Annotated in this window: 11 protein-coding genes; 2 read left to right on the top strand and 9 right to left on the bottom strand. The window is 31.2% G+C overall.

What is annotated here, in order from left to right:
- The first annotated feature begins 6 nt into the window (after positions 1-6).
- Entirely contained in the window at positions 7-1,380 is a 1,374-nt protein-coding gene (locus C7448_RS08335; RefSeq protein ID WP_115900904.1) for an HlyD family secretion protein, read from the top strand.
- Between the two features lie 34 nt (positions 1,381-1,414).
- The gene (locus tag C7448_RS08340) at positions 1,415-2,812 is read left to right on the top strand and encodes a TolC family protein (RefSeq protein WP_115900905.1); all 1,398 of its coding nucleotides are present in this window, start codon (positions 1,415-1,417) and stop codon (positions 2,810-2,812) included.
- On the opposite strand, the gene C7448_RS08345 is transcribed toward C7448_RS08340, so the two are convergent.
- The 9 genes from C7448_RS08345 to C7448_RS08385 form a co-directional block, all read right to left on the bottom strand.
- Positions 2,807-3,910: a hypothetical protein gene (locus C7448_RS08345; RefSeq protein ID WP_115900906.1), complete on the bottom strand. Its 1,104-nt coding sequence runs from the start codon at positions 3,908-3,910 to the stop codon at positions 2,807-2,809. The two genes, C7448_RS08340 and C7448_RS08345, sit on opposite strands and share 6 nt — an antisense overlap.
- Positions 3,911-4,996, bottom strand: coding sequence for an amidohydrolase family protein (locus C7448_RS08350; protein ID WP_115900907.1), 1,086 nt, complete (start codon positions 4,994-4,996; stop codon positions 3,911-3,913).
- A 20-nt stretch (positions 4,997-5,016) separates the two neighbouring features.
- Entirely contained in the window at positions 5,017-5,544 is a 528-nt protein-coding gene (locus C7448_RS08355) for a 3-hydroxyanthranilate 3,4-dioxygenase (RefSeq protein ID WP_115900908.1), read from the bottom strand.
- 96 nt (positions 5,545-5,640) lie between these two features.
- Positions 5,641-6,417, bottom strand: a complete 777-nt coding sequence (locus tag C7448_RS08360) for an SDR family oxidoreductase (protein ID WP_115900909.1) — start codon at positions 6,415-6,417, stop codon at positions 5,641-5,643.
- A gap of 2 nt (positions 6,418-6,419) precedes the next feature.
- Positions 6,420-6,638, bottom strand: coding sequence for a DUF6500 family protein (locus C7448_RS08365; RefSeq protein WP_115900910.1), 219 nt, complete (start codon positions 6,636-6,638; stop codon positions 6,420-6,422).
- Complete coding sequence (locus C7448_RS08370; RefSeq protein WP_115900911.1) at positions 6,631-8,073, bottom strand: aldehyde dehydrogenase; 1,443 nt, start codon at positions 8,071-8,073, stop codon at positions 6,631-6,633. Before C7448_RS08370 ends, C7448_RS08365 begins: the two co-directional genes overlap by 8 nt.
- 66 nt (positions 8,074-8,139) lie before the next feature.
- Positions 8,140-8,553, bottom strand: a complete 414-nt coding sequence (locus C7448_RS08375) for a RidA family protein (RefSeq protein ID WP_115900912.1) — start codon at positions 8,551-8,553, stop codon at positions 8,140-8,142.
- A gap of 65 nt (positions 8,554-8,618) precedes the next feature.
- Positions 8,619-9,137, bottom strand: coding sequence for a DUF1697 domain-containing protein (locus tag C7448_RS08380; RefSeq protein ID WP_115900913.1), 519 nt, complete (start codon positions 9,135-9,137; stop codon positions 8,619-8,621).
- A 1-nt stretch (position 9,138) separates the two neighbouring features.
- Positions 9,139-13,977 carry a DNA repair ATPase gene (locus tag C7448_RS08385; RefSeq protein ID WP_115900914.1) on the bottom strand — a complete coding sequence of 1,613 codons (4,839 nt, stop codon included), beginning with the start codon at positions 13,975-13,977 and terminating at the stop codon, positions 9,139-9,141.
- Positions 13,978-14,044 lie beyond the last annotated feature (67 nt).

The raw sequence follows: 14,044 nt of genomic DNA on the forward strand, positions 1-14,044 counted from the left end.
GTAATCATGTTAAATATATCAAAAAACACAGTTTCAGATCAAATAGATATTACAAAGTTTAAATCTGGAAAAGAAATCTTTACAAAAGAATACCATAAGTTATTTAAAAGCTTCTTACTAGTTTTTTCTATAATCTTAATAATTATCTTGTTTTTACCTTGGACTCAAAATGTATCTAGTGAAGGGCTTGTTACTACGTTAAAACCTAATCAAAGGCCACAAACATTACAATCTCAAATACCTGGACGTATAGAAGAATGGTTTGTACAGGAAGGTGATTTTGTAAAAAAAGGAGATACTATTTTAAGAATTTCAGAAATAAAAAGTGGATATTTTGATACTAAGCTTGCTGAAAGAACTGGTAAACAGCTAAATTCTAAAACACTATCTGCTAAAGCATATAACAATAAAATTAATGCTTTAGAAAATCAAATTATAGCTATTAAAAAAGAGCGTAAACTCAAACTAGAACAAGCGAAAAACAAATTAAAACAAGCTTATTTAAAAGCAAAAAGTGACAGTATTGATTTTGAAGCTATTAAAATAAAACAGAAAATCGCTCAAACTCAATTTGATAGAACTTCTACCCTAGAAAAAGAGGGACTAAAAGCTGTAAAAGATGTTGAAGAAAAAAGTGCTAAACTTCAAGAACTATCCGCTAAATTAATTTCTCAAGAAAATAAATTCTTTACTTCTAAAAATAATATTATCAATGCTCAATTAGCTATTAGTAGCACACAAGCTTCTTATGCTGATAAGCTTTCAAAAACCGAAAGTAATTTGTATAGCGCTCAATCTGGTGCTTATGAAGCTGATATTCAGGTTTCAAAATTAGAAACTAGTTTAGCTAATTATAGTAAGCGAAGTTCTTTGTTATTCATTACTGCTCCGCAAGATGGGTACATTAACAAAGCTATAAAATCTGGTATTGGAGAAACTTTTAAGGAAGGTGAACAATTAGTAAACATTATGCCTGCAAATTACGATTTAGCAGTTGAAATGTATATACAACCTATAGATTTACCTCTAATTCATATTGGTGAAGAGGTACGTGTTGAATTTGATGGTTGGCCCGCAATGGTTTTTAGTGGTTGGCCTAATGTATCGTACGGAACTTATGGCGCTAAGATTGTAGCTATTGAAAACTTTATTAGTAGCAACGGAAAATATCGTGTTTTAATTGTTCCGAATAATAAACAGGAACCATGGCCTGAAGCCATTAGAGTGGGTTCTGGTGCAAAAACAATTGCTTTGTTAGAAAATGTACCGATATGGTTTGAGTTATGGAGACAGATTAATAGCTTCCCTCCTAACTTCTATCAACCAAAAAACAAAGAGCCTGATAAAAAGTCAAGAAAAGAAGGCTATAAAAACTCTTAATTTAGGCTTGATTCAAAAAATTAAATATAAATAGATGAAAAGATACAATCTTCTTTTTTTATTATTAAGTTTTATAGCAACTGCACAAAATAATTTAAGCTCTCAACTTAGCTTAGAAGAGTACTTAGGATATGTAAAAAAATATCATCCGGTTATAAAACAAGCTGAACTTATTACAAGTACTAATGAGGCTAAATTATTAAAAGCTAGAGGTGGTTTTGACCCTAAAATAGAAGTGGATTACAACAGGAAAGAGTTTAAAGGTAAAGACTATTACAAAAAACTAAATTCAACCTTTAAAATTCCAACTTGGTATGGAATAGAGCTAAAAGGTAGTTATGAAAATAACTCTGGTCAGTATTTGAATCCAGAACATAACACTCCAGAAAATGGATTATACAATGTTGGTATATCAGTTTCTTTGGCCAAAAACTTATTCATTAATAAAAGAATGGCTACTTTAAAACAAGCTAAACTATACACGCAACAAGGTAAATTAGAGCAGCAATTACTAGTTAACGATATTTTATTTGAAGCGATTAATACATACTTAAACTGGTTACAGTACTACCAAAGTTATAATATTTACAAAGATTATTGTACTAATGCAGGTACCAGGTTAAAAAACGTGAAAAAGAGTTTTAAAGCCGGTGACAAACCTGCCATAGACACTTTAGAGGCTAATATCAATTTAAAAAACAGAAATTTAGACTTAGAAAAAGCGAAAATAAAATATATTAAATCTAAGCTAGAACTCTCTAATTATTTATGGATTGGCAATAATATTCCTATGGAGTTAAAGGAAGAAATGATTCCTGATAGTACTACTTTTTCTAATATTGATACTATCCTAAACACTTCAATAACTACCTTATTTGATAATGAATTTGAAAATCACCCTAAATTAAAGCTACTGGAGTTAAAGAAAAGAAATCTAGAAATAAATAAACAATTAAAAGTAAACAATCTATTACCTAAAGTAGATTTCCAATATAATTTTCTTGCTTCTAAAGTGAATAATTTCGATGCCTTTAGTACTGCTAATTATAAAAACTCTCTTCAAGTGAGTATTCCTCTATTCTTGCGTAAATCTAGAGGTGACTTAAAACTTGCTAAATTAAAACTACAAGATATCGATTTTGAAATTGCATCAACTAAAGTCTCTTTAGAAAACAAAATAACGGCTACCGAGCAAGAAATTACATCATACAAAAAGCAAAATGATATTTTAAAAAACCTTGTAAAAGACTATCATACAATTGTAAAAAGTGAAGAACGTAAGTTTTCTTTAGGAGAAAGCTCTATTTTTTTAATTAATTATAGAGAAGTAAAATTAATAGAAAGTAAATTGAAAGAAATTAAAAACCAGTACGAATACGCTAAAACAAAAGGAAAACTTATAAAACTATTGGGTAAATTAAATAGTTTATAATTGCTGTTTATACTCTTCTAACAATGCCTCATCAATAACGATATGTTCAGGAAGAATTCGCAAACGATATTTACTTTCACCTATAAATGTAATGAGATCTTTACGTTCTAATTTTTCTTCTTCTATCCTCAAAATTGAATTTATATTATCTATAATTCTTGTAACGTATGTTTGACTTTTGATATCTCCTCCTGAATTTACTATGATTGATTGTTTTTCTGCCTCTAAAAATTTTCTTCTATAAGCAAATGTTAGTAGGTTTTTATATTGCGTTGTTTTTGATCCAAAATCTATTTTAGCATTTACAATTCCTTTAGATGGAATGGTTAACTTTATTAATGACCAATCTAAAAACTGAATTTTCATTTCATTGGGCTTTGGTGTATGTGCTAATTGTATTACCCAGCTTGTCGCCAATACTAAAAAAACCGATACTAACGATGTTTTTGCTACAACTCTAATTAATTGATTTGTAAACTCATTATCAAAACCAATTAAAACATCAGATAGTTGAGAAATGAACAGCAATAGTATTGCTATAATTGATATAAAAGCAACTAATTTTAAATCTCTATACATAAAAGTTCTATAGAAAGAAACTCCCATTAAAAAACATAAAAAAGTCGTTAATAGTACATCTGGAAGCGCTGCTACTTTTACTCCGTAATAAAAATTGTTTCCATATAAAGAAGAAAACAACAAAGTTATAGAAGCCACAACAACAATTATAAGCCCTATAATTTTCACATTCTTTTCATTTCTGTAAATAAACTTTGGAGCATCATGTACATAATATAATGCCATCAGCCAAAATAAATTATTTACTGTTGACAAGATGTTTACTCCAATTTGATAGATAGTTGTTTTTTCAAAAGTGAAATAATTTGCTGAAAGTGCCCAAATACCAGAGGTAACCCACACCAGCATTCCAAAACTAAAATATAACAGGCCTTTATCAACTCTTTTTATTGAATTTCCATCTTCTAAAACTTCTTTAAATCGTTTCCTAATGTTATAGTAGATTGCCAACAATAACACAGCTCCAATAAAAGAAATACACGTATGCAGTAAGTTATGAAACTGTGTTACTTCAGCCATTTATCGTAAGATTTTAGAAACTAAATCTTTTTTTGCTTTTTCATCATCTCCAAACAACCATTGTAGTACATTATCCTCCCACATCTCATCCTTCTCTTGCTCGTTAATAATGTTTCTATCAATAGCTAAATCTAAGATTTTTCCTGGGTATGATGATTGAATTTCGCTTTCCATTTCTCCTAATGGATAAGGATCATCTAACCCAATTAACACTTGTTTTGAGCCTTGGTTTTTAATCAACAAATCTAAAGACCCTGTATCGTGTACCAACGTATCAAAGAAGATATTTTTACTTCCTACCGCTTTTCTTGGATGACTTTTTCCTTCAAATAAATCTGGTCTTCCATCAAACCCTTGAATACGACGTCCTAAATTCATTTGAGCTAGTTGTCCTCCATGCGCAAAACAAACACGCATGTTTGGGTACTTCTCATAATACCCATTCAATGTTAAAAAGTGATATGCATCTGCACACTGTGCTAACATCCAAATTAAATGGAAACGCCACGAAGTATTTTGTAATTTGATAAATTTTTCACCATCATACGGATGAATTTCAACCGCTAAATTATATTTATCTGCCAACTCAAAAATCGGTTCATTTTCCTCATCAAAAATACAACGCCAAGTACCAATTGTATCCATATAATGCGTTGGTAAACACAACAAACGCATACCTAACACCTCAACACAACGTTCAATTTCCCATAAAGCTCCACGAACAAAACCTGGATGCACCACAAAACCACAAGTAAACTTACCTGGATTATCATGTTGAACACGTGCATTAAAATCATTCTGAAAACGTAACGCTTGCTTCATTTCTTCTAAACGTAATCCGTTTCCGTATAACTGAGATAGATTTAAAACAACTGCATGGTCAATTTTAAAATGATCCATCCACTCAAGTTTTTCATCCAAAAAGAAACTAGAGTCTGTTACTGGTCGACTCCAATCTTTTTGCAACATGAACTTTCTATCCTTATCTACCCAAAAAATTCCTTTGTCTTTCATAAACTGAGGAATCTGCTCAGGGTAAGGCAGTAAATGTGAATGTCCGTTTATTCGTAGTTTGCGTTTTGTCATTTTCTTTTCTATTAAGATATCTATGCTTTATTAGGAGCTTCCATTACTGTTCCACATTTATCACAAGTACATTTTTTTGTATCAGAATAATACTTGTCAAAAATTATTGGCATATCGGTTTCAATATTATCTAACGCAAATTCTTCTCTATACAATTGATACCCACAACTTTCACAGTACCATTCTAAAGCATCCATCATTCCCTCATCACGTGGATATTCAATAACCAAACCTACTGTGTTTGCTTTTCGCTGCGGTGAATGCGGAACTTTAGCTGGCAACAAATAAATATCACCTTCGTTAATTTCAACATCAATCATCTTTCCGCTGTCATCAATAATCTTTAATACCATATCTCCTTCTAATTGGTAGAAGAATTCCGGTGTTTCATTATAGTGATAATCTTTACGTTTGTTAGGCCCCCCAACAACCATTACGATATACTCACCGTTGTCCCATACCTGTTTATTTCCTACAGGCGGTTTTAGTAAATGACGGTTTTCATCTATCCATTTTTTGAAATTCAAAGGTTGTACTAACTTGCTCATTTTATTTAGATTTTTAAACTTTTAGACATCAAATTCAAGATTGTTTTAAAGATACTTAAATAGCCTTGTTTCTAAAAGTCTTTATGCAGGATTCTTTTATAAAGACTTTGTTCTACCACCATCAACAGGAACATTTATTCCGTTGATAAAACTCGCTTTCTCACTTGCTAAAAACACTACTGCATTGGCAATTTCTTCAGGTTTCGCAAAACGTTTTGCTGGAGAGGCATTTTTCATGGTCTCTGAAACTTCTTCAATTGTCTTTCCTGTTTTTACTGCTTTGTTATTTATAATTTCAGTCAACCTTTCAGTACCAGTGGCTCCTGGTAATACATTGTTTACAGTAATTCCGAATTGTCCTAATTCATTTGCCAAGGTTTTGCTCCAATTAGCTACAGCACCACGAATGGTGTTTGATACTCCTAAGCCATCTAATGGTTGTTTTACCGAAGTAGAAATTACATTAATAATTCTACCATAATTTTGTTCTTTCATAAAAGGAACCACAGCTTGTACCAACACATGATTACATTTTAAGTGCATTGTAAAAGCTCTTTCAAATTCTTCTATTTTAGCATTAAATACTGGACCTCCAGCTGGACCTCCCGTATTATTTACTAGAATATGGAACTGTAAATCAGTTGCTGCTAACTTTTCTTTTAATTCTTCTGGTTTTGAAAAATCGGCTACCAAATATCCATGCTTTTGATTGTTATTTGGTAACTCAGCTAAAACTACTTTTAATTTTTCCTCATTTCTAGCTACCAAGGTTACATTTACTCCTTCTTCTGCTAATTGTATAGCTGATGCTTTTCCTATTCCTTGTGTACTACCACATACCAAGGCATTTTTATGTTGTATCTCTAAATTCATCTTTATTCGTTATTCTGAATCATTTGTTTAATCTTAACTGCTTTCTCAAAATGATCTAATTGATGCGTTTGAATCCACCAAGTAGCCACTTCCATTAATACTTTCGGGTTGTCATTCTTATTTTTGAAAAATGCATAAAACGAGAGCCCTACATTTTCTCCTTTTTTAGCAATCTTCTCTTCACAGATAGCAATTATTTTTTGTCGTATTTCCTTATTCATATTTTATACATATATTTTTCGATTCTGTAAAAAAACGTAACGCTTCAAAACCTCCTTCGCGCCCTACTCCACTTGCCTTCTGACCTCCAAAAGGTGTTCTTAAATCACGCAACAACCAGGTATTTACCCAAACAATTCCTGTGTGCAATTCTTTAGACATCCGCATGGTTCTGGTCAGATTGTTTGTCCAAAGTGTTGATGACAATCCATACACTACACCATTAGCCAACTTTAAAGCTTCATCTTCTGCTTTAAAAGACATAATCGTAACTACAGGCCCAAAAATCTCTTCTTGATTTAATCTACATTGGTTATCTGAAACTTCAATAATGGTAGGCTGCAAATAATATCCATTCTCACTTCCTTTTACGGTAACTGTATTTCCTCCATAGAGAATTTTGCCGCCTTCTTGTTCAGCAATATCTATATACGACTTTACCTTTTCTAAGTGTGGTTTCGATACCAATGCTCCAATATTTGTATCGGTATCAAATGGGTTTCCTATTTTTAACTGTGATACTTTCTGAACGAAATCTTTTTTGAATTGCTCATAGATACTTTCTTCTACAAAAATTCTGCTTCCACACAAACAAATCTGTCCTTGATTCGCAAATGAAGAACGGACTGTGGTTTCTAACATCTTATCATAATCACAGTCAGCAAAAATGATATTTGGATTTTTTCCTCCTAACTCTAACGACAATTTCTTAAACATAGGTGCTGCTGTACGAGCTATATGTGCTCCTGTAGTGGTCCCTCCTGTAAATGAAATCGCTTTGATATCTGGATGTTCAATAATGGCTTGCCCTGTGATAGTTCCTAATCCGTGAACTATGTTCAATACCCCTTTTGGCAAACCTGCTTCATTACAAATTTCACCTAACAAATAGGCTGTCATAGGCGTTACTTCACTTGGTTTTGCTACAACACAGTTTCCTGCTGCTATAGCCGGAGCAATCTTCCATGTGAATAAATAGAGTGGTAAATTCCACGGAGAAATACACCCCACCACACCAATAGGCTGACGCAAGGTAAAATTCATTGCCCCTAACCCAACGCTCTCATGGGCTTCCGAAGAAAATTGCGTAATCGCATCTGCAAAATATTGAAAATTTGACGATGCTCTCGGAATGTCGATTGCTGTAGCTAAACTTAATGGTTTTCCATTATCCTTTGTCTCTGCTTCTACTAATTCAGGAAGTTTTTCTTGAATCAAACTCGCTATTTCAGAAAGAATCCTTCTACGTTCATTCAACGTCGTATTTGACCAAGACGGAAAAGCTTCCTTAGCTGCTTTACATGCTAACGCTACATCTTCCTTAGTTGAATTAGGAATTTGCCCGTAAACCTCTCCAATTGATGGATTATAATTATCGATCCATTGTTTTTTTATAGGATCTACAAACACTCCGTTTATATAGTTTTTAATGTTCATTTCACTCACAGATTAAAGAAAAAAGAGAAAAGAAAAGAGATTTCTTTTCTCTTGGTCCTTGGTTCTTTATTCTTGTTTCTTATACGCCACCACTTTAATTTCAATCAATAAATGTGGGTGTGGCAATTGATGTACCGCTACTGTTGTTCTGGTAGGTCCGTTATAATCGAAATATTTTGCATACACTTGATTATACCCTCCAAAATCATTCATGTTTACTAAGAATGACGTTACATCAACAATATCTGACAAGTCTGCACCTACTTCTTGTAAAATATCTCGGATGTTTTCAATCACCGCTTGGGTTTGCTTTTTAATATCTAAGTTGGTCGTACCAAACTCATCTACCTCAACCCCTTCAAAAGAATTATCTGGTCTTCTTGAACTGGTTCCTGACACATAAATAAAATCTCCTACTTGTTTTACATGCGGAAATTTTCCTCTTGGTATTGCCTTTCCTTTGATTACTTTACTGTCCATATTTTACATTTTTTAACTTCCAAGCGCTTTTCATGTAAGATTTCTCCCTTTGGTCGAAATGACATTTATGAAGTTGCTAATTCTACTAAATGATTTGTCGTTTTAAAGTTACGAGTAGTTGCGGAAACTTTTAACTTTCTTTCAAAAAAATTATTTGTCAATTTTGTCTTTCCGTATCCTCCTACTGCATTCACATAAACTATATCTTTTAAAATCGTAAACTCATCTTCTTTCGCATCCACTCCTAACTCTTCTACTTTAACACCATTAAATAAAAAGGTAAAGTATTGCTGTTTTTCTGGCAAATGATTATAAGGATTATTTTGAAGTATTTCTATTACCTCTTTTATCTCTTTTGCCAATACAGCAACTTCATAGCCATATTTTTCTTTAATTTTTGTATGTATTCTTTTTTCTACCTCTCTTAAATGCTCTTCCGTTTTTAACACAATATTTCCACTTTGAATATAGGTTTTCACATCGCTATAATCAAGTTCTTCTAATAGAGCTTTTAATTCTTTCATAGGGATTTTATTTTTCCCTGAAACATTAATACCTCTTAACAAAATAATAATTGTGTTCATTTTAATCTTCTAATCCTTTTCTTAAAACTTCTTTAATTCCTTCTAAATTATCTGAAAATGACATCATTTGATTTAATATTTGAACCATTTCATTATTGCCTCCAAAGCCTTTTAACTTATTATTCTTAGCAAAAATTTCTTTTATACCATTCCAGCGGTTTGTTTCATTTTTTGATAATCCTCCTATCAACTCCTTATATTTTAATAAGTTTGCCTCAGCAGAAGAAGTTAATGTTTGTGACTCACTTTCGTAATGAGATAAAACCAATCTTTTCAACTCAACATCATTCATTATTGGTACTACTTTAGCTACTAACTTATTCATATCACGATACGAGCCCTGTAGCTTAAAAGATGGTTCTATTCTGTATTCATCTTCCTTCGCAGCAGATTCAATGTAAGCTTTGTTTACTTTTAATATTGTATTTCTTATAATTATTACTTTTTCTAAAACCGAAATATAATCTTGAATTTCTTGTTTGGTATGATTTCCTTTCAACTCATCCTCTTGAGTATTGTTTTCAACTCTATTTATCAATGCATAAACATCTTCAAAGTACTTACTACTTAATTGATGTAATATTGGGTTTGATGTTAATGAGTTTTCTATTAAACTAAGTTCAAATAAATGAGCTGTATCCCCTATAATATCTCCTAAATTATATATATCAGCTCTGTTTGCTAACATATCAGGTATTTGAAACTTATCTCCACTTTCAGTATACGGGTTACCTGCCATGATTACACAAAACTTCTTTCCTCTTAAATCGTACGTTTTAGGCTTACCATTGTATACTCCTTCTATTTTCCTTGTTCCATCTGAAAGAGAAATAAACTTTTGCAAAAACTCAGGGTTACAGTGCTGAATATCATCTAAATACAACATTACATTATCACCCATTTCGAATGCTAAGTTTAATTTTTTGAGTTCTTCTCTAGAAGCTGAATTTGTTGCTGCTTCCGGATCGACCGAGGTTACCTCATGACCAATGGCAGGTCCATTAATTTTCATAAAGATTAATCCTAACCTATTGGCTAGGTACTCCATCAAAGTAGTTTTTCCATAACCTGGGGGTGATATTAAAAGTAACATCCCCATTCTGTCTGTACGTTTATTATCTCCAACCGTTCCTAACTGCTTAGATAAGTTATCTCCTATCAAGGGAAAGTAAACTTCATCTATTAGCTTATTTCGAACAAAGGAAGATAATACTCTTGGCTTAAATTCATTTAACTTTAATGTCTCTTTTAAATTTTCTACCAATAGGTGTTTCGCCTCCTTGTATGCTAAAAAATTAGGTACGTCTTCTTTTGAAAAAACCTCTAATCTTTCAATAAAACTATGATAATTAAATTCAAAATTTCCTTCAATAATAGTATCGTGTTCTCCTCTTAGCTCTTTAATGGTTTCTTCAGGGTTTGCATGTAAAACAGCATTAGGCTCATGGTGAAATAATAATAAAGAAATTACTTCATCTGTGTAATTTTCATTTCCATCAATAGATGTTATAAATGAGCTTACCCATTGTTTAGTCAGCTGGATTTTTGCGCTATAATCTGTAGTCTTTTCAAGATTACTTTTAAACACATGTAATGCATCTTGTTTTGTTAGATACTTTATAAAGTCTTCTTTTATTCCTAACGCAGTAGCACTTATTATAAATGAATTAGTGCTTTTTAATTGGTTAAATAAGTAACTAGCTATTGTTTTTCCTACCTCTTTAGAAAACAATAAAGTTTCTTCTGAAAGAGTAGTTATTTCTTTTTGTAATTTATTTATTAAAAAATCGTATTCTTTACTTTCAGGAAAGAATCGTAAGACATCTCCTGATGCTTTTATTGAAAAATTATAATAATCTTGATGCTCTTTAGGCAAAGAGTTCCAAAAATATTGAGCGTATGCTCTAGTGTTTGAAGCGTATGTTAATAAACCTAATTCGTGATGTTTATGAACTAGTGTATACAATATTTTAAAAGCATCAACATCGTGCACGCCTTTTACATATCCTTCTGCAAACAAGCTTCCACTTTCATTTTGAACTAACGCTAATAAACCTTGTTCGTTTAGCTTTAATAATTCATTTGTTGAATACGAAGTAAATAATTTATACGCCAAATAAGAAGATCTATACACTAAATCGTTCTCAGAAACTAGTTCTTGATTCCAATATTTTTCAGATTTAAGTAAAATTTCATTTTCAACTTCTTGATAGAAATTTGTTCCTGTTAAATGATAATGTAACGTTTGATCTTTGTAAACTATTGATAAATCCAACGGTTGTTTATTAACTCCAAACTTATGTTTTCCTAAGCGAATTATATTCTCACCATCTTCATATAACTCTTGTTTATCTTTTAGTTTTCTTAATGCATCTTCTTTAGCTACTTTAAGTTGTGTTTCTATAGCTTCAGCTTTACCAACTGACTCTAAATCTTTTAATTGATTAACAATATCTCTAACTTTGTTAATCATTAAATCAGCAGCAAAATATCCGTTAATGTCTTCAACTGAAGGGTAACTTTGTGCCTTTTTTGCTATACTTTTTAAAATTCTTTCAGAAGCAGCGCTTAATGCTTCTATTTTCTTATTTCTTTTTTCAAGTATTGTACTCTTTCGAGCATCAAAAGCATTATGAACTTCTTCTCTCTTCTCTATAATTAAGGAAATAAATTCTTCAAAATCGGCAAACTTACCTTCAATTTCCTCTAACTGAATTGCTATTTTTGTAAGGAACTCATCACATTTTTCTGGCGTAGTAGCCATATCAATGTAATTAATAATACTTTGATCTATAAGTTTTAATTGAGCAGAAAAATCAGCCTTAGCTTCTTCACTTCCTAAAGTTTTAACTGTATTTTTAATTCCTGCTTTTAATTGATTTAATGTAGCAAAAATTAAAGAAATGTTATCTATAATTTTAGTTGATTGGGAAGTATCTTCTATTTCTAAATTTGTTACAATTTCAATTAAAAGTTCTAAATCTGTTGTTATTTGATCTACTTCTTTTTCAAGCTTCTTAGCATCTATTACTTTTTTAATAGATGTTAATTGTTCTTGTTTTTCTTGAACACGATTATGATATGGCTTTAAAGCTTGATCATTCAATAAAAACTCTACACATCTTTTTGATATAATAGTGCTTTGTTCTTCAATAGAATTTTCAATTTTTTCTAATACATCAATTGCTATATAACGAACATCTTTTAAGCTAATAACCTGTCCTCTTAATACTCGTAACTCATTTAGTAATTCAACAAAATCTTCTATCGTTTTAAACGATGTACTTTTAATCTTACTTAAAAGAACATTCGATTTTTCTTGAATAACCTTACCTTCTTTTGCTGCTTGTTGCTTTAACTGAGTTACTTTTTCAAATTCATCAATCGCAGCATTGGCAGCATCTTTAATTTCTGTAACAGGTATACTTAATTGTTCTGTTTCATGTTCGTTTATCCAATAATAACTACTATTAATATCATTTGATTTCTTAGCTATGTCATTGTACAAGCCTGCATAACTATCTTCTTTATTTAAAAGAGTTATTAATTCATGGCATTCTGCCATTGCTTTAACAATATCCTTATTACCAATCTTATACAACAAAGTGTCTTCATGTGATGAAGGAATGTTGTCTGTTTTTAAATAAGGGGTTTGCCAAATTTGAACAACATGATGTTTTGTTTGCTCATTTTCTGTTTTAAAATAACACAGCTCTCCATCCTCTAAAATTGTAAAACCATTACAAACAATAGGTGTTTTTACCTCTTGCTCGATAATATTATAAGACATTAGTATGTAAAGTCCTCTTATTGTTGCATAAAACACATATAGAAAATCTTCTCCATTAGGAGAAACTATTTTCTCTTGAAACTTTACATCTTTAGTATTGTTTTCAAAAAGTTTATACTGACCTGTTTGTAAATAATATCCGTCAGGAAAAATAAGACCTTGATGATCTGGCAACAGCACAGCACAGTCTTTAATACTATCAACTTTTTGAACTTCTTGTAATTTGTGGTTATAAATAAAATAACGTGCTTCTTCTTGAAATGGTTTTATTTCAAGTAAAATAAGGTTTCCTAAATCAGCATAACGAAACTGACCGTCATCCAATGTTTGATCAATATGTTCTACTGCTTCTTCAAGAATTCCTTTTCCTTCATCTGTATTATCTTCTATCTTAATAGTTAAGTCACCTCCAATGGTTTCTACAAAAACTTTATCTAAAATAGAAATATGAGAGTACGTCCCATAACGGTGCATATCTCTGGTTACCTCTTGCCAATTAAATTCGTGTTGTTTTGGAAACCTGTATTCATGCTCACTTCTATTATCAACATATACTAATCCATTTTCCTTTATTAACCACTTAAAAGTTTTCACATCGGTTTTACTCTCACTTAACTGGAAAACCATATGAAGATAATTATCTATAATTGCAAATTTTGCAAAAATAGTATTTCGATAATACTTATATAAGTTAGTAAAGTCGGTTATGAAAGTTTCATTATGAAGAAAATCTAGTGATTTTGGCTGAAAACGATTGTCTTTAAACTCATAAGCGCTAAAGACATCCGATAACTTAATATCTGTTCTTAGTCCAAAATGAACATTGTATCCAAAGATTGAGGTGTTTCCTAGAGAAACAATATCTCTAGCTATACAGTTGTTTTCTGTATTAATTCTATCATTCGCTATAAGCTTTGTTTCAACCGTACCAAACACATGCTTTCTAGCGTCATTTAATCTTTGTAACCTATTTAGTAGCTCTTTTTTTTGTTTTTGAAGACGACTCTGAATAATCTCATATGTTCCGCCATCAAGTTGTTGATCTTTCATACAAAAAATTACGAGTTAAAATTAATATTAAACACTTAAAATAAATTCCGAGTATTGAAAAATCAAT

It is taken from the genome of Tenacibaculum gallaicum (assembly GCF_003387615.1).
Taxonomy (GTDB): Bacteria; Bacteroidota; Bacteroidia; order Flavobacteriales; family Flavobacteriaceae; genus Polaribacter; species Polaribacter gallaicus.